The following is an 18911-nucleotide window of genomic DNA, read 5'->3' as shown; positions in this document are numbered from 1 at the left end:
GCATCGACAAGGATAGCCCATGAACGATAGTTCTTTTTCTCAAAACGGATCAAGTCAAGTCTTTGGCAATGAGCCCGAGCCCATAGCAGCGCAGCAAAAACTACAGCAATTGTTTGGTTTTTCGGCTTTTCGTCAAGGCCAACAAAAGGTGGTTGAGCAGTTATTACAAGGGCAATCGACGCTCGCCATTTTCCCCACTGGTGCGGGCAAATCTCTGTGTTATCAGTTTGTCGCAACTCAATTACCTCACCTAACTTTGGTGGTATCGCCCTTGCTGGCCTTGATGAAAGATCAGCTGGAGTTTTTACACAGTAAAGGTATTGCCGCGGCCAGTATTGATTCAACCCTAAGTTACGAAGAAAACCAGCAAGTAATGCAAGACATCAGAAGTGGTGTTTGTAAAATATTGATGGTGTCGGTCGAGCGTTTTAAAAATGAACGTTTTCGCCAGTTTATACAAAGCATACCTTTGTCGATGTTAGTGGTAGATGAAGCCCACTGTATTTCAGAATGGGGGCATAATTTTCGCCCTGATTATTTAAAATTACCTGCTTACCAACAAGAGCTAAAAATTCCCTTAGTACTGTTACTCACTGCCACGGCGACTAAAAAAGTCAAACTGGATATGGCTAAACGTTTTGCTATAGCTCAAGAGCACATAATACAAACGGGTTTTTATCGTTCTAATTTACATTTGCAGGTACAAGCAGTTGAAGATGCTGCAAAAAATAAGAGATTGGTTGCGCTGATAAGGCAGCAAACTGGGCCGGGTATAGTGTACGTAACCTTGCAAAAAACGGCCGAGTTGGTGGCCAATGGTCTAATCAAACAAGGCTTTGCAGCCAAGGCGTATCACGCTGGTTTGGATAACGAAGTACGCCAGAAAATTCAGCTAGATTTTATGCAGCAAAAAATTCAAATTGTGGTGGCAACCATTGCCTTTGGCATGGGGATCGACAAGTCAGATATTCGTTTTGTTATCCACTACGATTTGCCCAAATCCATCGAAAATTACAGCCAAGAAATTGGCCGTGCTGGTCGTGATGGGCAGGATTCAAACTGTATCGTGTTAGCGAATCTCGATGGCCTGACCACGGTGGAGAACTTTGTGTTTGGCGATACACCGGACAATAGTGCCATTGCTAGAGTCATCGACAATATCAAACAAAGTGCCGATAGTGCACAAACTACGACAGCTTACGCATGGGAGATGCAAATTCATGAGTTGTCTAACCTCAGTAACATTCGCCAACTGCCGCTTAAAACCTTATTGGTGCAACTTGAATTAGCGGATGTACTTAAACCCTTATATGCTTATTTTGCCGAATTTAAGTTGCGTTTTATTCAAGATAAAACCGCGATCCTCGATATGTTTGAGGGCGAGCGCCGGGAATTTTTAGCCAGTGTGTTTAACTGCACTGATATGAAAAAAGTCTGGGGCGTGGTGAATTTTGACTCAATTTATCAGCACTATGCTGCACCCCGTCATCGTGTGGTTACTGCGCTCGAATATTTAGCCGAAAAACAACTTATTCAGCTCGAATCCCGTTTAATTACCGATGTGTATCAAGTCAGTTCAAGTGCTTTATTAACCAATGAGCTTGTGGCAAAACTGAGTGCATATTTTAGTGATAACGAACAGAAAGAGATCAAACGCATCGCGGCGATGATCCGCTTTTTTGAATTAGACTCCTGTTTAAGTTACAACCTCGCCCGTTATTTTGATGACCACAACGCACCTGTGCAATGTGGTCGTTGTAGTGTGTGTTTAGGCCAAAGCGCAAAACTTTCGCGCAGTCGCCTAACACCGATGCCAGACGACCTCGCCATCGCCGAAGCGATGAGTTCACTGGCCCTGCATGTAGGCAAAAATGCTGAAATCGAATTAAGTGAAAGCATCTATTGCCGCTTTTTAACCGCCATGACCATGCCTCTATTTACCCGCCTAAGAGTAAGTAAACTAAGCGGTTTTGGTCTGTGTGAGCAGCAACCCTATGCTCAGGTCAGGGATAAAGTGAAGAGTATTTTAGAAAAGCAGTAGTGAGTTGCTAGTTGCTAGTTACTAGATGCTAGTTGAGAGAAGTTATTGCTTCGCAACTAAGATTATGCGCTTACGCCATCCATAGCGATTTTTCAAACCACGTCCCGTGGCTCGACTCACTTCTTCTCAACAGCCAGAAGAAGGAGGCAAGAAAAGCCGCCCCCACTAAACGTTCTGATCCTGATTAGCTTGAATTCACTAAGCCGCTTTGACTTGTTCCCGACAAGACAAAGCTAAACTGGCTGTCCCTGCCAGTTTACTCAGTGAATTCTGGCGCTACTTAGGGAACGTTTAAACGGGGAATAAGAGCTAACTTTCTTCGAGTTATCTAAGTAATCCTTGTCACCAACTTCAATTTGCTTTTTAAAATAAATCATAACCTATACATGGAGTTAAATACCGTGCTAAAAAAGCAGTAAAATTCAGGTTTTAAAAACGATTTTTAGCCCGATAATTAATTTGTATAAATAGGAGTATCATGAAAATAATAATTTTCTTTCCACTAGTATTTCTTTTGAGTTGCCAAAGTACTGGAATAATTTCAATGAGCCAAGATTCATATTATGTTGGAAAAAAAGATGGCTCTCCTGGTTTGGGTGTTTCTCTAAGTAATAAAGCTGAGGTTTATCAGGAAGCAAGCGGGTTTTGTAATAACAAAAACCTTGAACTTTTTGTCTTACGGGAAACAGTTACTCCAGCAGCCCCTGCACGTTTGGGTTCTACTGAACTTCATTTCAAATGCGTAGAATCAGGAGGTTCAGCTCAGCCATTGGTTAAAGATCCTGATACAGTAATAGATATAAAGTAATAATACTGAAACTGCACTTTAAGCTTTTCTAGGCACTCACCATAAAGATTCAAAGCCGCAGAAAGTTTGCTTTTTTTCTCTCGACTCCAACTTACCCAATTTCAAGCACAACTTGTCAAATGACCAGACACGACGTCTGGACAAGGCGTGGTGAGCGCAGGGATGGGCTCTCCTCGCCGGTTTGAACAACAAGTTGGGGTTAAATTGGAATAGTAAGTTGGTTGGAGAGCGGCGTTTTTTGCCTACTTTTTTGAGCTGTTGCAAAAAAGTATGGTCGGGTGACATGGACGTCACCTGAAAAACGCAATGGATTGCGATGAGCGAAGCGCATAATCTTAGTGGCCGCAGGCCATGCTTGGTGCGCGCTGCCGATGCTGTCGTCTCTCAGAAATAACCTAATATTTGCATCTAGTAACAACTTTATAAGCTGATCGCTGCGCTTTGTACTCTTTATTGTTACAAAAAAAGGGTAAATTACACTCATTGCTTTTTTTCTGGATGAGATATGACAAACGCGATGACTAAAGTTCGACAACAACCGGCTTGGATAGCCTTGGCTATTGTGGTGATACTGGTACTGTGGATTGCCTCGGGCATGTTGTTAGCGGATGACAAAGTGAACCCCAAGCAAGTCGATAAACATCATGTTTCGCCCTTAGTTAAGGTTTCGGTAACCCGTCTTAATGCCAGCGAAGTAAATCGCGAAATAACCCTCTACGGCCGCACCGAACCTGATCGGGTTGCCACTTTACGCGCTGAAGTCAAAGGCATGGTTGAAGAGGTGTTAGTGCGTGAAGGGCAATTTGTCACCCACGGGCAAAAGTTATTTAAACTGGAAAATACCGATTCGCTTAACCGCTTAGTCTCAGCCAAAGCCATGTTACAACAGCGTGTTATAGAATTAGATGGCGCTAAATCTTTAGGGAAACAAGGTTATCAATCTCAGGTTAATTTGGCGCAAGCCACTGCCAATCTTGAAGCGGCTAAAGCCGAGGTGAAAATTCTAGAGTTTGCTGTGTCGAAATCTGTGATTACCGCTCCTTTTGATGGTGTGGTTAATGAGCAATTTATTGAAGTGGGCGACTTGCTCAAAGACGGCGATAAAATTGCAACTTTGGTTGATCTTGATCCTTTAGTCATTACTGCCAACGTAACCCAAGGTAGTGTGGCTGGTTTGCAGTTAGACCAAGTTGCAGCTGGGCGTTTAGCCTCAGGTGAAATTTTAGAAGGTAAGGTTCGTTATATTTCTAGTGTGTCAGATCAAGGCACTAATACTTTTAAAGTTGAAGTGGCTGTGCCTAATGCTGGGCATAAGCGCGTGGCCGGAATGAGCACCGAGCTGGCTTTACCTCTGCAAAAGACCTGGGCTATGCGTATTACTCCTTCGGTCATGGCTTTAGACGAGTTAGGTAATTTAGGCGTTAAAACTGTGGTTAAACAGCGAGTTAAGTTTATCCCTATCGACATCGTTAAAAGTGACAGTCAAGGTGTATGGTTAAGTGGCATGGGCCAACAAGCCGAGGTTATTGTCTTAGGCCATGGTTTTGTGCGCGATGGTGATGAAGTGGAAGTGGCTTATGTGGATGAAAATAGCTCGCAGGACTTCCAATGAAAGCGCTGATTGATGCGGCACTGGGCCGCAGTCGTACCGTATTAATGATGTTTGTTTTGCTGATAATCGCAGGTGCGATAACTTATGCGACTATCCCTCGTGAATCCAACCCTGATGTGCCTATTCCGGTTATATATGTCTCCATAGTACATGATGGTATTTCGCCAGAAGATGCTGAGCGTATGTTGGTAAAACCCATGGAAAGAGAGTTGCGCTCTATCGATGGGGTAAAAGAAATGAAAGCCACCGCGGGTGAAGGTTATGCGAATATCACTCTGGAATTTTTCCCTGGTCTCGACTCACAAGCCGCCTTGGCTGATGTGCGCGATAAAGTCACGGTAGCACGAGCTAAGTTACCCGCAGAATCTGAAGAACCGACTATTCATGAGGTGACCATGGCCGGTCAACAAGCGGCAATTACTGTGGTATTAGCGGGGCCCGTATCTGAACGCGCCTTGTTAACCGTGGCTCGTGAACTACAAAATCGTCTCGAAAGCCTGAGTGAAGTGCTTGAAGTGACTATGGGCGGCGACCGTGAAGACATGGTTGAAATCGTGGTTGATCCTTTATTGATGGAGTCTTACGGTCTCGACCAAAACGATATTTACAACTTAATTTCACGTAATAATAAATTGGTACCAGCCGGTACTATGGATAATGGCAAAGGCAGCTTTGCGGTCAAAGTACCCTCGGTATTTGAGTCAGTTAAAGACGTGATGGAGCAACCTGTCAAAGTGCAGGGTGGCAGCGTAATTACTTTTGCCGATGTGGCGCAAGTTAGACGTGCATATAAAGATCCTAGCAGTTTTGCCCGTTTAAATGGCGAAGCGTCGGTATCGCTGGAAGTGAAAAAACGCCCGGGCGAAAACATGTTAGATACAGTAGCTAAAGTCAAGGACCTGATAGATACAGCGAAAGCATCTAGCATTTGGCCAGCCAGTATTTTTGTAACTTATACCGGCGATCAAACTGTGCAAGTCAACATGATGCTCAATGACTTGCAAAATAACGTATCCAGTGCGGTGATTTTAGTCGCGATAGTGATTGTGGCGATCTTAGGTTTACGCACGGCTTTGCTGGTGGGGGTCTCCATTCCCGGCTCATTTTTAACCGGCATATTAATCATTGCGATGTTTGGTTATACCTTAAACATGGTGGTGTTGTTTTCACTGATCATGGCGGTGGGCATGTTGGTTGATGGCGCCATCGTAGTCACCGAATATGCCGATAGGTGTATGAGTGAAGGCATGGACAAGAAAAAAGCTTATGGCCTTGCTGCCCAGCGTATGGCGTGGCCCATTACCGCTTCAACCGCAACCACCCTTGCAGCCTTTGCGCCCCTGATGTTTTGGCCAGGCATGATGGGTGAGTTTATGAAGTATTTACCTTTTACCTTGATCGCCGTGTTGTCGGCTTCTTTAGTGATGGCGCTGATCTTTGTGCCCGTATTGGGGGGCGTATTTGGCAAACCACGTTATGTGACAGCTGAAGCGCGACGCCAGTTAGAAGAGGCCGAAAACGGTGATATTCGTCATCTTACTGGTTTTACCGGTAAGTACGTCAACTTGCTGGCGAAGGCGATTGAGCATCCTTGGAAAATTCTTGGCTCAGCGATCATTATTGCCATTTTGTCGATTACCGCCTTTGCTATGTCGGGTTTGGGTGTGCAGTTTTTCCCCCATGTTGATAGTGCAGGCATTAACATTACCGTGCGTACATCAGGTGATATGTCGATTTATGAAAAAGATAAAATAGTGCGTCAGGTCGAAAATCGCCTGATCGATATGGAAGAAATCGAAACCTTGTACGTACGCACTGGTGGGGGCGATCAATTAGGTTATTTACGTTTAAATTTGGTGGATTGGCATTACCGAGTCCATTCCGATGAAGTATTAAAAGAAACCCAACAACGCCTTAAAGGCATGCCCGGACTGGATATCGAGATTACTCCGGATCAAAATGGCCCACAATCGGGTAAAGATTTACAAATTCAACTTTCGTCCCGTTATCCAGAGTTACTTAACGAAGCTGCCTTAAAAATTCGCACAGCTTTGGATAACAATGCCAAATTCACCTCGATCAGTGATACCGCCTCTAAACCTGGTATTGAGTGGCAACTTAAAGTAGATCGCAGCGATGCTGCGCGTTTTGGTGCGGATGCCACCTTAGTCGGTAGTACAGTACAGTTTGTGACGAATGGCCTTAAGTTAGGTGAATATCGCCCTGATGATGTGGATGACGAGTTGGATATTCGAGTGCGTTACCCTATCGAATCCCGTTTTATTGGCAAGCTTGATGATCTGCGGATGAAAACCTCTGCAGGCATGGTGCCGATCAGTAATTTTGTGGAGCGTAGCGCTCAACCTAAAACCGATTTGATCCGCCATATTGATAGCAATAGAGTGATCACAGTTGAAGCCAATATGGTGCCGGGCGAACTGCTCGGTAATGAATTGCCTCAGCTTCAAGCACAATTACCTGAATTAGGCTTAGACCCTCGGGTGATATTGACCATCAAAGGCCAAAATGAACAGCAGGATGAATCCACCGCCTTTTTAGAAAAAGCCTTTTTAGTCGCCTTGTTTGTGATGGCGATCATTTTGGTTACCCAGTTTAATAGTTTTTATCAGGCATTTTTGATACTCAGTGCCGTGCTGTTCTCTACCGTTGGCGTGTTTCTCGGGCTGGTTATCTTCCAAAAACCTTTTGGTATTGTGATGTCAGGTATTGGGGTTATTGCCTTGGCTGGCATAGTGGTAAACAACAATATCGTATTAATCGATACCTATAACATCCTACGTAAAGAAGGCTTTGCGCCAATGGAAGCAATTTTGCGTACTGGCGCTCAGCGTTTGCGCCCCGTGATGTTAACCACTGTCACTACGATACTGGGCTTGTTACCCATGGTGGCTGAAGTCAATATTGATTTTATTGGCCGTAATGTGGATATCGGTGGTCCATCAACAGAATGGTGGTCACAACTTGCGACTGCCGTCGCCGGTGGTTTAGCCTTTGCAACCTTACTCACGCTGGTATTAACGCCTTGTATGCTGGCCTTAAAAGCCCGTCGTGAAGAGCGACAATTACTTAAACAGCACGCCAAACATAAACCGTTAACGGAAGCGAATTTGTATTAATACACTTTGATCTAACCCTAAAAAACAAAAGGCACCTAAGCATTTTAAGTACTTAGGTGCCCATGCATAATACGCGAGTAGTTGGATAGCCACGGTTGTTAGTATAGTTATATGTGTACCAAGAGCTGTAGTTACAGCTAATTGGTTCCCTGAACTTATCGAACTAACATCGCATTACGTATACATCTGCAGATCTCAGGCCAATGTTTTTTATTTAATTAAATCAAGTGCTTAGCGTTTGCGTGCATCGTTATGTCTCTGGCGTTGCACAAACACTGTGAAATCTTGCACTAAGTTTCACCATAGGTGTAATACCAACTCCATTAAATAAATGTACACTCAGCGAGAATTTAAAAGCACATCATCAAGGCGCTTGGATGACGTAATAGTGGCGCTCTTTCGAGTTCGAGCAACGCTGAATATGTGCTTTTAAAACTCGCCCTAAGGGACGCCCCAGCGGATAAGGCTCTGCGTTCTCGCTATTTGAAGGCGTAAGGGCCAATCCTGCACAAAAATGTCTGGAACATTTGTGAACAGCTTCGCTGGCTTTAGCGAAAGGCAGGATGCCTGAAGTATAGCGACGCCTTGTTCCTTATCCGCAGGACGCGTTCTAAGTGCCTATTTATTTAATGGAATTGGTATAAGACAATCTGAGCTAGAGGGTGATATTTAGGTCCTAAAAATCGTCAAAATTAACCAAGGGTAATTGTTCAAAACCTGGTTTGGCAAACAGATAGCCTTGCATCAACTCAATTCCTGCATTTTGTAACCATAACATTTCCCCTCGAGTTTCAATGCCCTCTGCCAGTGGCGTAATATTGAGCTCACGAAATAAATTTATGCAGTTTTTAAGGATGAGTTGCCGAGTTTTGTCTTGATCGATACTACGAATGAGCGCCATATCAATTTTTATGATATTGGTTTGAAAGTCAGCTAATAAACCTAATCCAGCATAGCCCGCGCCAAAATCGTCAAGGGCCGTCTTAAAACCTGAACTTTTGTAATATTCGACTATATGTTTTACAAAATCACTATTCTCAATTTTTTCGTTCTCGGTAAACTCAAACATGATTTTATCAGTCGAAAAGCCATGTTTTTTAGCCGCGTTTAGGGTGGTACGTATACAACGTTCTGGTTTATATACTGCATTGGGAAGAATATTAATACTCAGCATAGAATCAAGTTTTAACTTGGAGGCGAGGGCTATGGCTTTAACTCGACAAAGCTGATCAAACAAATAAAGATTATCATCGTTCACTTTAGAAATAATCGAAAAAGCGGATTCGTTTTGTAATCCACGCACTAAGGCTTCATAACCAAATGTTTGTTTGCTAACACAGTTAATAATAGGCTGAAAAGCCATGGTGAAATCGAAATCCAGACGACTTTTATCCAAACAGTTGTCGCATGAAAATCTATCGTAAACAATCGGTATTTCGCCTGCTATCACTGCTTCTCTCCATATTTATACTTCATAAAATGCGCTAAAGTTTACTCAACTTGTTAGCTAGGATAAAAATATAATTGTCTAGTTGCTGCCTGTCAAAAAAGTCGCCAACAAGATTGCAGCAGCTCATCAAATATTTTATCTATATTTTAATGGTCGTGGGCGTAAAACCTTGTCTTGGCTTTATTCACAAACCATTATTTATTGTTTTAACTATCCACAAAATCCTGCCAGGCCAGCAGTAAATTTTTTAAATCTTCTAAACCACAACCCACTAATAAAGGTTCTTCAAACTCGGTGCCTTCGGGTAATTCATCTACATCGGCAAAACCGACAAATAAGCCCTCTAGTTCAACCTCATCTTGATTGAGATGCAGGCAATAATCTTGTCCCTTGAACTTTTCGCGTTTTATTTGCTGGTTTTCTAAGCGTTCAATGATGTCTAACAGTTGTGTGATTTTACTGTGATTATTGCCCAAGTCATGGCTTAACCAATCGCCAAAAGCCTCGATTTCGCATTCAGCCACGGCCTTTTCTGTTACATCACGATAAAATTGATAATCCATGTTGCTGCACCACTTAAGTTATTGGGGGGTAAATACAAAGCCACTACGATCTAACTCGGTTAAGTACACACGTACTTCAAATTCAAGTTGGTGGTAATCGGCAAGCATGTGTTGGCAAAGTTGATAAAAAGCCTTGTTGTGCTGTTTTTCTTTTAGGTGGGCAAGTTCATGCACCACAATCATTTTCAGAAAAGGCTCGGGTGTTTGTTTAAATAAGGTACTCACACGTAATTCATTTTTACTTTTTAATTTCCCCCCTTGTACCCGCGAAACATAGGAGTGCAAACCTAAAGCCTGATTGATGATATGTATTTTGCTGTCATAAACCACTTTACTTAAGGGTTGAGTCTTTTTCATATAGTGGTTTTTCAGCTCGATGACGTAGTCACGCAATTCATTATCGTTGGCCACAGTATGCAAACGTGGATATTTGTTACGTAACCAATCGCCGAGTTGATCTTTGTCGATCATAGCTGATATTTGGGCTTGAACCTGTGGCGAATAATGGGCTAAGTAGGGCAGGGCAGTCGACATTAAATCTAGTTAAAATTGATACGGAATATAAGTGAGGCAAATATACCATTATTGAGCGAGATGTTAGCTAAGAAGTTTGTTAACAAATGCCCTGTTAAGCATTTTGACTTAACAAGGCAGATAATCGAGAGCATTTAACTAAATGTAAGGCCTAATGAGGCCAATGATTTAGCGCGTTTTTCAATGTTATTTGATTCATTTTCTACAATGTTGGCTTGTTCAAGGTTCTTTTTAGAAGCGTCGTTTATGTTGGTGATGTTACGGCTAATCTCTTGCGATACCATGCTTTGCTCTTCTGAGGCGGTGGATATTTGTGCAGCTAAATCAGAAATCATCGATACTTCATCGTAAACCTTAAACACTAAATCGCGGGTTTGGCTGGTCTCTTTTACACAATCCTGTGCCGCATCTTTGCCTTTGTTCATGGTTTTAGACCAGCTCAATAGGGTGGACTGAATTTCATTAATTGAACTTTGAATTTGTTCGGTGGCTTTATGGGTGCGGCTAGAGAGGGCACGTACCTCGTCAGCAACTACCGCAAAACCACGGCCTTGTTCACCCGCCCTTGCGGCTTCAATTGCTGCGTTTAAGGCCAGCAAATTAGTTTGATCAGCAATGCCTTGGATTTCTTGCATGACAGTACCAATTCTTTCTGCTTCAGAAGCCAGTTCGGTGGCGGCGCTGGCTGATTTAGCGACTTCGTTGGCAAGATCAGAGACTTTATCCATGGTGCGAGTCATTGAGTCGGTCGCGATGCGACAGTCTTGATGAACGGATTCGACCTTTTTTGAGGTGTCTTCAGTATTGGTGGCAACTTCGCCAATTGACGCAACCATTTCCTCAATAGCAGTGACAACTTGATGCAATTCATGGGCTTCGCGTTCAACGCCTTTTTTGGCTTCGTTTGACGAGCTTTTAAGTAAGGCCACGCCAGCGCTGAGTACATTAGTGCCATCAATGACACGACCGAGGATGGTTTTGATCCGGCCTTCATCCATTTTTTTTATGTAATCAGCGATGCTTGACACGTCATCACCGGAATAAACCAAACGTGACACACTGTCGTAACTGGCTTGCTGACTAAAAAAATAACGGCGTAACTTCAACAACTCACTATTAAAAATAACATAGGGTAGAGCAATCAAAACAAAGGCAATCAAGGGGTAAAAAAGACAAGCTGTCGCTAGACCCAGACCAAGGATGATAAACAGTATATCTTTAATACCGTTTTTTACTTTTAGTACATTGTTTGGGGCTGAGCTGCTATTCAGTTTGGCATAGAGCTTTTCAGCGTTTTCACGAAATTCAGGTTTAAGCACAGTGCGCACCGATTGATAACCGGTTAATTCACCTTTTTCATAGACCGGAGTGACAAAGGCATCTACCCAATAATAACGGCCATCTTTACAGCGATTTTTTACCGCACCACGCCAAGCCTGTTTGGCTTTGAGTTTTGCCCATAAGTCAGCAAAAGCCGCTTTGGGCATATCGGGGTGGCGTACTATGTTGTGGTGCTGACCGACTAATTCTTGCTCGGTGTAACCAGCAATTTGACAAAAACGTGGATTAGCATAGGTGAGTACTCCTTTGGTATCCGTTACGGATACCAACTCTTCTCCTTGTTTAAAACGAATTTCTTCATTGATTGTATGCTGTTCACGCTTCGACATTGAGATGGTTCCTTACCTAATATGTAATGATGTATATCGACCAAACCTATATTGCCTTGATGGTTTTACATTGTATTTGCTTAAGTTAGAGGTTTGGCTACGACTTAATTGCACAGTGTTAAGCGTAAGGTCTGATTGAGATTTAGCAATCTAATCTCTTAAAAAATCGAGGTTTATTTTTTGTTGGAATTTTATGGCTTTGGTTAAGTCCGTAAAACTTGTATGCTTTTCAAAAATCAAACAGGATTCTATTTTGTCGAAACGTGTGGCCATAGCAGGAGCTGGAATTGGTGGATTATGTAGCGCATTAGCTTTAGCTAAACGCGGTTTTAAGGTCAGCGTTTTTGAACAAGCTGCAGAAATTAAAGAAGTGGGAGCAGGTTTACAACTCAGCCCAAATGCTATGCAAGTACTCAATGCACTGGATATCTCAGCTTTGTTGCAGTCAAAGGCTTTTTGCCCTCAACAGGCGGTGATGCGCCATTATCAACATGGCAAACCCTACTTTTCAGTGCCCCTCGGAAAAACCTGTGAACAACGTTACGGCGCTACTTACTGGCATATTCACCGTGCGGATTTACAGCAGGCTTTGTATCAGGCCTGTAGTGATAATAAGGTTGATATTCAATTAGACAGTCAAATACTTACTTATCAACAGTCAGTAGAGCAAGTGAGCCTACAACTTGCCAATCAGCAGGCGTTTGAGTGCGATATTTTAATCGGTGCCGATGGTATTCACTCTAAGGTGCAAGCCACGTTACTGGCTAACTTGTCTTTAACTTCCACCGCTAAATTTACTGGCCAAGTGGCTTGGCGTGGCACCGTAAAAACCAAAGACTTGCCACCCAACTTAGTTGAGCCCAATGCTAATTTGTGGGTAGGTCCTGGCAAACATTTTGTGTGTTATTACCTACGTGGTGGTGAAGAAATTAATTTTGTGGCGGTAGAAGAGCGCAGTGACTGGAAACAGGAATCCTGGAGTCAGCAGGGTGATGTCACTCAGTTACGTGACTTATTTAAAGATTGGCACCCACAGGTACAAGAGATCCTTGCCGCGGCAAAACAGTGTTTTATCTGGGCGTTATTTGATCGAGATCCGCTAAGCACTTGGGTGGACGGAAACGTTGCCCTGTTAGGTGATGCCTGCCACCCCATGTTACCTTTTTTAGCCCAAGGTGCTGCCATGGCTATTGAAGATGCGTATGTATTGGCCGCTATGTTAAATAAACACAGTGAGAGCCAAACTGCGCTTAAACATTATCAGGATGCAAGACTACCTCGTACAGCACAGATCCAGTTTAACGCCCGCCAAAATGCAAGGCTCTATCATATGAAAACCTCCTTAGAACGCGCTAAGTTAGGTATTCTAGCGGGTTTGTCGACTAGTGGTTTAAGTGACTGGTTAGCGGCTAATAAACTGGATTACATCTATGACTATAAAGCAGTTGAACTTACGCAGGAGTTAGACTGACAATGCACAATATGCCAAACGAGGTGACTGAGGTATTTGCCGCTTATCCACTCAAGGTTAAACAAGCCTTGTTGCAAATACGTCAGTGGATAGAACATGTTGCCAGCGAAAATCTGCAGATTGGTGAGTTAAGCGAGTGCCTGAAATGGGGGGAGCCGAGTTACATTACCCTTAATGGTATTGGTACCACTTTACGTTTAGGTCGAGTACGTGATTCAGACAGCAAGTTTGCTTTGCTGGTGCATTGCCAAACTAGGTTAGTGGCTGATTTTAAAGAAGTATATCCAGATTGTGAGTACGATAAAAACCGTGCTTTCTTACTTGATAGTGCACAGCCATTGCCAGAACAGATAATTAAACACTTTATCCTACTGGCGCTGACTTATCATCTTAAACGCTAGCTATCTTTTGCCACCGCGGTGTAATTTCAATGATAAAAGCATTAAAAATGCAGGCTTATTTGATCAGCCTAACTGCCATAACGTGTTTGATCTGCTTAATGGCATCAACTACATGGCCATTGTCCATCTGCTCTACATCCAGAATGTTATAGGCTAGGTTACCGCGGCTTTTGTTCATCATATCCAGCACGTTAACCTTATTGTCGGCTAGCACTGACAATACCTGTCCGAGTACACCTGAGACATTTTCGTTAGAAAATATGATCCGTGGCCCTTCGCAGCGCGCCATGGCTACATCAGGAAAGTTCACCGAATTTTTAATGTTGCCGTTTTCGAGGTATTCAATCAGTTGATCGGCCCCCATGATCGCACAGTTTTCTTCGGCTTCAGCGGTTGATGCGCCAATGTGTGGCAGGGCGAGTACATCTTCACGGCCATAAAATACGGGTTCCGGAAAATCACACACATAATTTTTGAGTTTACCTTGGTTTAAGGCTTCAACTATGGCGTTAGGATCGACTATGGTTTCACGGGCAAAATTCAGCAGCACCATGCCTTTTTTCGCTTGATTGAGTGCCTCTGCATTAATCATATGCTTAGTTACCGGCAGCGCAGGTACATGCAAACTCACATAGTCACAGCGGGCGAGTAGGGCGTACATGTTTTCGGCTTTTTGCACTTGGCTGGATAAACGCCAAGCTGCTTCGATGGACAAGGCAGGATCAAAACCAACAACTTTCATGCCGAGCGCCAAAGCCATGTCTGCCACGAGTGAGCCAATTGCACCTAGGCCGATAATGCCCAGTGTTTTGCCGTATAACTCGTTGCCAGCAAAGTTCTTCTTTTGATCTTCGAGCAACTTATGTAGCTCAGCGGCGTCGGTCATATCATGTAAAGTGCTGAGGTAGCCCACGCCCCGTAATATGCCCCGCGAACCTAATAACAAACCGGCCAGTACCAGCTCTTTTACCGCATTGGCATTGGCCCCTGGGGTATTAAACACTACTATGCCTTTTTGACTAAGCTCCTCTACAGGCACGTTATTCACGCCAGCGCCAGCACGGGCAACAGCAAGTACCGATTCAGGTAAAGGGTCGCCGTGTAACTTATGACTACGTAATAAAATCGCATCAGGGTGAGCAATATCGGAGCCGACTTCGTACTTTTCGCGACTAAATTTTTCCAATCCTTTGACCGAAATTTGATTATAGGTTTTGATTTTGTACATCTTGTTCCTTATTGCTTATCCGCTGATACTCAGTGTGAAATTGGTTTATTTAAGCTGCGTTTATTTAACTTGAGTCTATTTCACCTGAGAATAAGCCCATTGCAACCAAGGTAATAGGGTCTCTAAATTGCTGTTTTCGATAGTGGCACCACACCAAATACGTAAACCCGCAGGGGCATCACGATAAGCGCCAATGTCGTAGGCAACTTGTTGTTGCTCAAGTAATTTTATAAAGGCTTTAACTTGCTCGGCGCTCAAATCCAAACTTAAACAGACACTGGTATTGGAGCGAATAGCAGGGTCGCTAACTAAAAAGTCTATCCAAGCATGCTCGGCTACAAAGGCTTCAAGGGTGGCGAGGTTTTGTTTGCTGCTGGCGATAGTGGTGGCTACACCGCCAATACTTTTCACCCAATCCAAGGCATCTAAATAGTCCACAACACACAGCATTGAGGGCGTATTAATGGTGGCACCTAAAAACAAATCTTCGGTGAGTTTACCACCGCTGGTCATGCGGAAAATCTTCGGTAAAGGCCAAGCTGGGGTGTAACTTTCTAAACGCTCAACTGCGCGGGGGCTTAAGATCAACATACCGTGTCCCCCTTCACCCCCCAGCACTTTTTGCCAGCTATAGGTGATAACGTCGAGTTTTTCCCAATCCATCTCTTGGGCAAATACTGCTGAAGTGGCATCACAAAAGGTTAAACCTTTGCGGTCTGCTGCGATCCAGTCGGCATTAGGTACACAGGCGCCAGAAGTCGTGCCGTTCCAAGTAAATACCACATCATGGTCACTGTTAACCTGAGCAAAATCAGGTAGTTGACCGTAATCAGCACTGAGGATTTTTACATCCTTAAGTTTAAGCTGTTTAGTAATATCGGTTGCCCAGCCTTGCCCAAATGATTCCCAATAAAGCACGTCAACAGGGCGTTCACCGAGCATTGACCACATGGCCATTTCCATCGCGCCGGTATCTGAAGCCGGAACCACAGCTACGCGATAACCTTCTGGCAAACCCAGAATTTCAGCGGTATCTAAACAAGCACGTTCTAGGGCTTTTTTGCCAATGGCAGCGCGGTGTGAGCGGCCAAGTACGCTGAGATCAAGTTTGCTAACATCATAGCCTGGACGTTTAGCACAAGGACCAGAAGAAAAATTAGGATTGGCAGGTTTGGTAGTCGGTTGCATGGGGCTCTCAGACAGCTAAAGTTAAAATAATGTTACGATATTCTATCGTACAAGTGTTTGATTACCCGAGCTAATATTGAAGTGAAATGAGATAGAACTAAGTGTGAAAAAAGACGTTTTATACTGCACTTTGGTATTTTTACTATTTGTAAGTTTCTAGTTTCTAGTTTCTAGTTTCTAGTTTCTAGTTTCTAGTTTCTAGTTTCTAGTTTCTAGTTTCTAGTTTCTAGTTTCTAGTTTCTAGTTTCTGCATTTGCAGGATCAAAAAAGCCCCAAGCAGACTGTCATCTGCTTGGGGCTTGCTGATCACAATAGACTTACCAGATTTTTACGCGCTCTGCGGGAGCTAAGTACATGCCATCACCTTCTTTAACGTCAAAGGCTTTATAAAAAGCATCAACGTTGGGCGCAATACCGTTAACACGGAATTCGCCCGGTGAGTGTGGATCGCTAAGTAACTGCGAACGTAAGGCATCTTCACGCTGTTTACTGCGCCATACTTGGGCATAACCCATAAAGAAACGTTGGGTGCCAGAGAGCCCATCAATCTCAACGGCGGGTTGGCCAGCCAGAGATTTTAGATAGGCCTGATAGCCGATAGTAACACCGGCTAAGTCACCAATGTTTTCGCCCAAAGTCAGTTGACCATTAACGTTTAAGCCTTCAATAGCTTCAAATTGATCATATTGGGCGGCAAGTTTTTGCGCGAGTACGTCAAAGGCTGCACGGTCTGCTTCAGTCCACCAACTACGTAGGTTTCCTTGGCCATCGTATTTTGAACCTTGGTCGTCAAAACCGTGGCCAATTTCATGGCCGATAACCGCACCGATAGCGCCATAGTTAACGGCATCATCGGCTTGCATATCAAACATCGGTGGTTGCAGTATACCGGCTGGGAATACGATTTCGTTACGTACTGGGCTGTAATAAGCATTGATGGTTTGTGGTGTCATTCCCCATTCATCCTTATCAACCGGCTTGCCAATTTTGGCCACATCTTCCATGTGGTCAAATTTAGAATAACGTAGGTAGTTGCCGACCAAATCATCGGCTTTAATTTCTAAGCCAGAATAATCACGCCATTTGTCGGGGTAACCAATTTTAGGGGTAAAGGCAGCGAGTTTTTCCAAGGCTTTGGTTTTGGTCTCGTCACTCATCCATTCAAGCTGTTTGATGCTATCGCCGTAAGCCGCGATAAGATTTTTAACTAGGGCATCCATTTTAGCTTTAGCTTGCGGGGTAAAGTGGCGCTCAACATATTGTTGACCTAGTACTTCACCCAAAACACCGCTGGTGGCGTTAACCGCTCGTTTCCAGCGAGGTTGTTGTTCAGGGATGCCACTTAGAGTTGTGGAATGAAATGCAAAGTGCAGATCAACCATATCTTGGCTTAGACGACTGGCGTAACTATCAACCAGATTAAAGCTTAAATAGTCTTTCCACGTTTGTAAGTCGTGACCCGTCATGATGCTACTAACTTGTTCAAAGTAGGGTAGGTTACGTACTACCATGTTATCAACTGCACCTATACCGCTGGCATCAGCATAGGCTTGCCAATCAAAGCCAGCTAATAGAGCCTGTACATCCGCTTTGTTGCGTTGATTGTAATTTTTTTCTGCATCACGACTTTCTACTCGTGAAATATGTTTGGCCGCGATGTCTCTTTCTAAGGCCATAATGCGCGAGGCGGCATCGGCTGGTTGGGCATTGCCCGCTTTAGTTAGGATGTCAGCCATATATTTTTCAGTAGCGGCTCTGAAATCAACGTATTTTTGTTCATCTTTGCTGTAGTAATCACGGTCAGGTAGGGTTAAACCAGACTGATACAGATACATAGTGACTACTACAGGATCTTTAGCATCGGGCGAGACATAAAAATTAAATGGACCACCTACACCTAAGACATAAAGCTCACCCATTTTTTGGGCGAGTTCGGTGGTGGTTTTTATCGCGGCAATGCTATCAAGTTGTTGTTGAATAGGTGCTAAACCGAGTTCGTTAGCCTTGTCGATGTCCATGTAGCTGTTATACATGTCACCCAATTTTTGCGTATTTGAGCCTGCTTTAAAATCAGTAGCGGCGGCCGCTTCTTGGATCAAGGCTTTAAGGTGTTCTTGGGTATCATCGTGTAATACGTTAAAAATGCCGTAACGAGATTTATCAGCAGGGATCTCAGTGGTGTTTAACCAATGGCCATTTACATGACGAAATAAATCGTCTTGTACTTTTACGGTTGAATCAATGGCTGTTAAGTCGATGCCTGATATTAAAGGGGCGGCTGGTTGTATTGTTGCTGTTTCATCTTTTTGTGCGGGGGTACAGGCACTAAGGCCTAAGGCTAGGGCTACGCCCAGCGCAATCATACTAGTTTTGTTCATCTGTCTTCCTGTAAGAAGGAGCAGCAGTAAAGGACGGTTAGCCTTTCGCGCTCTCATTATTAATTGTCATTGTGGTTTTACCCAAAGATAAAGGGTGTACTTCGCCGCGCGCAGTTTACTGCTTGGTCTGACATTGTGCAAAATGTTGAATAATAAAAGTGTATGGATTTGTTGCCAGCAGAAATTGAATGGAAGTTAATACCAATTTCATTAAATAAATAGGCACTTAGAACGCGTCCAGCGTTTAAGGAACAAGTGCTTTTAAATTCTCGCTGAGTGTACATTTATTTAATGGAGTTGCTTTAAAACTGTAGGGAGCATAAAAAAAGGGCCCGTAGGCTAATGCCGATCAGTTAAGAAATTGACATTTGGCATAAGAGGATCAAAATCCGATGATCGTAAGGTCATCGGATTTTTTTGTGCAACTTCA

At 43.6% G+C, this 18911-nt stretch carries 13 protein-coding genes; 6 read left to right on the top strand and 7 right to left on the bottom strand.

From position 1 onward, the window contains the following. Positions 1-19 precede the first annotated feature (19 nt). From AX660_RS20190 to AX660_RS20175, 4 genes are all read left to right on the top strand, one after another. Positions 20-2041: a RecQ family ATP-dependent DNA helicase gene (locus tag AX660_RS20190; RefSeq protein ID WP_082769041.1), complete on the top strand. Its 2022-nt coding sequence runs from the start codon at positions 20-22 to the stop codon at positions 2039-2041. 478 nt (positions 2042-2519) lie between these two features. Further along, positions 2520-2849 (top strand): hypothetical protein, encoded by a 330-nt coding sequence (locus tag AX660_RS20185; protein ID WP_068381294.1) that lies wholly within the window; start codon positions 2520-2522, stop codon positions 2847-2849. A 505-nt stretch (positions 2850-3354) separates the two neighbouring features. After that, a complete protein-coding gene (locus AX660_RS20180) occupies positions 3355-4461 on the top strand; it encodes an efflux RND transporter periplasmic adaptor subunit (protein ID WP_068381293.1) in 1107 nt (368 codons plus the stop codon). Next, positions 4458-7598: an efflux RND transporter permease subunit gene (locus tag AX660_RS20175; protein ID WP_068381292.1), complete on the top strand. Its 3141-nt coding sequence runs from the start codon at positions 4458-4460 to the stop codon at positions 7596-7598. Before AX660_RS20180 ends, AX660_RS20175 begins: the two co-directional genes overlap by 4 nt. A 676-nt stretch (positions 7599-8274) precedes the next feature. Here the strand turns inward: AX660_RS20175 and AX660_RS20170 are convergent. From AX660_RS20170 to AX660_RS20155, 4 genes are all read right to left on the bottom strand, one after another. Continuing rightward, positions 8275-9048 (bottom strand): EAL domain-containing protein, encoded by a 774-nt coding sequence (locus AX660_RS20170; RefSeq protein WP_235594797.1) that lies wholly within the window; start codon positions 9046-9048, stop codon positions 8275-8277. A gap of 206 nt (positions 9049-9254) precedes the next feature. Beyond that, positions 9255-9611, bottom strand: coding sequence for a YacL family protein (locus tag AX660_RS20165; protein WP_068381286.1), 357 nt, complete (start codon positions 9609-9611; stop codon positions 9255-9257). A gap of 18 nt (positions 9612-9629) precedes the next feature. Beyond that, a complete protein-coding gene (locus AX660_RS20160; protein ID WP_068381284.1) occupies positions 9630-10145 on the bottom strand; it encodes a M48 metallopeptidase family protein in 516 nt (171 codons plus the stop codon). Between the two features lie 134 nt (positions 10146-10279). After that, the gene (locus AX660_RS20155) at positions 10280-11815 is read right to left on the bottom strand and encodes a methyl-accepting chemotaxis protein (protein WP_068381283.1); all 1536 of its coding nucleotides are present in this window, start codon (positions 11813-11815) and stop codon (positions 10280-10282) included. Positions 11816-12068: 253 nt separating this feature from the next. Between AX660_RS20155 and AX660_RS20150 the strand changes: the two genes are divergently transcribed. Both AX660_RS20150 and AX660_RS20145 read left to right on the top strand, forming a co-directional pair. Then, the gene (locus tag AX660_RS20150) at positions 12069-13286 is read left to right on the top strand and encodes an FAD-dependent monooxygenase (RefSeq protein WP_068381685.1); all 1218 of its coding nucleotides are present in this window, start codon (positions 12069-12071) and stop codon (positions 13284-13286) included. Positions 13287-13288: 2 nt separating this feature from the next. After that, positions 13289-13687 (top strand): DUF1801 domain-containing protein, encoded by a 399-nt coding sequence (locus AX660_RS20145; protein WP_068381282.1) that lies wholly within the window; start codon positions 13289-13291, stop codon positions 13685-13687. A gap of 55 nt (positions 13688-13742) precedes the next feature. Here the strand turns inward: AX660_RS20145 and AX660_RS20140 are convergent, their stop codons facing one another. The 3 genes from AX660_RS20140 to AX660_RS20130 form a co-directional block, all read right to left on the bottom strand. Further along, positions 13743-14915 carry a 3-phosphoglycerate dehydrogenase family protein gene (locus tag AX660_RS20140; RefSeq protein WP_068381280.1) on the bottom strand — a complete coding sequence of 391 codons (1173 nt, stop codon included), beginning with the start codon at positions 14913-14915 and terminating at the stop codon, positions 13743-13745. 75 nt (positions 14916-14990) lie between these two features. Continuing rightward, positions 14991-16103 carry a phosphoserine transaminase gene (locus AX660_RS20135; protein ID WP_068381279.1) on the bottom strand — a complete coding sequence of 371 codons (1113 nt, stop codon included), beginning with the start codon at positions 16101-16103 and terminating at the stop codon, positions 14991-14993. A gap of 317 nt (positions 16104-16420) precedes the next feature. Next, positions 16421-18481, bottom strand: a complete 2061-nt coding sequence (locus AX660_RS20130; protein ID WP_068381277.1) for a M13 family metallopeptidase — start codon at positions 18479-18481, stop codon at positions 16421-16423. Positions 18482-18911 lie beyond the last annotated feature (430 nt).

Origin of the sequence: Paraglaciecola hydrolytica, assembly GCF_001565895.1 — a bacterium.
In the GTDB taxonomy this organism is placed as follows: Bacteria; Pseudomonadota; Gammaproteobacteria; order Enterobacterales; family Alteromonadaceae; genus Paraglaciecola; species Paraglaciecola hydrolytica.
Note: the sequence above shows the minus strand (reverse complement) of the source record. Positions and strands in the feature narration are given on the sequence as shown.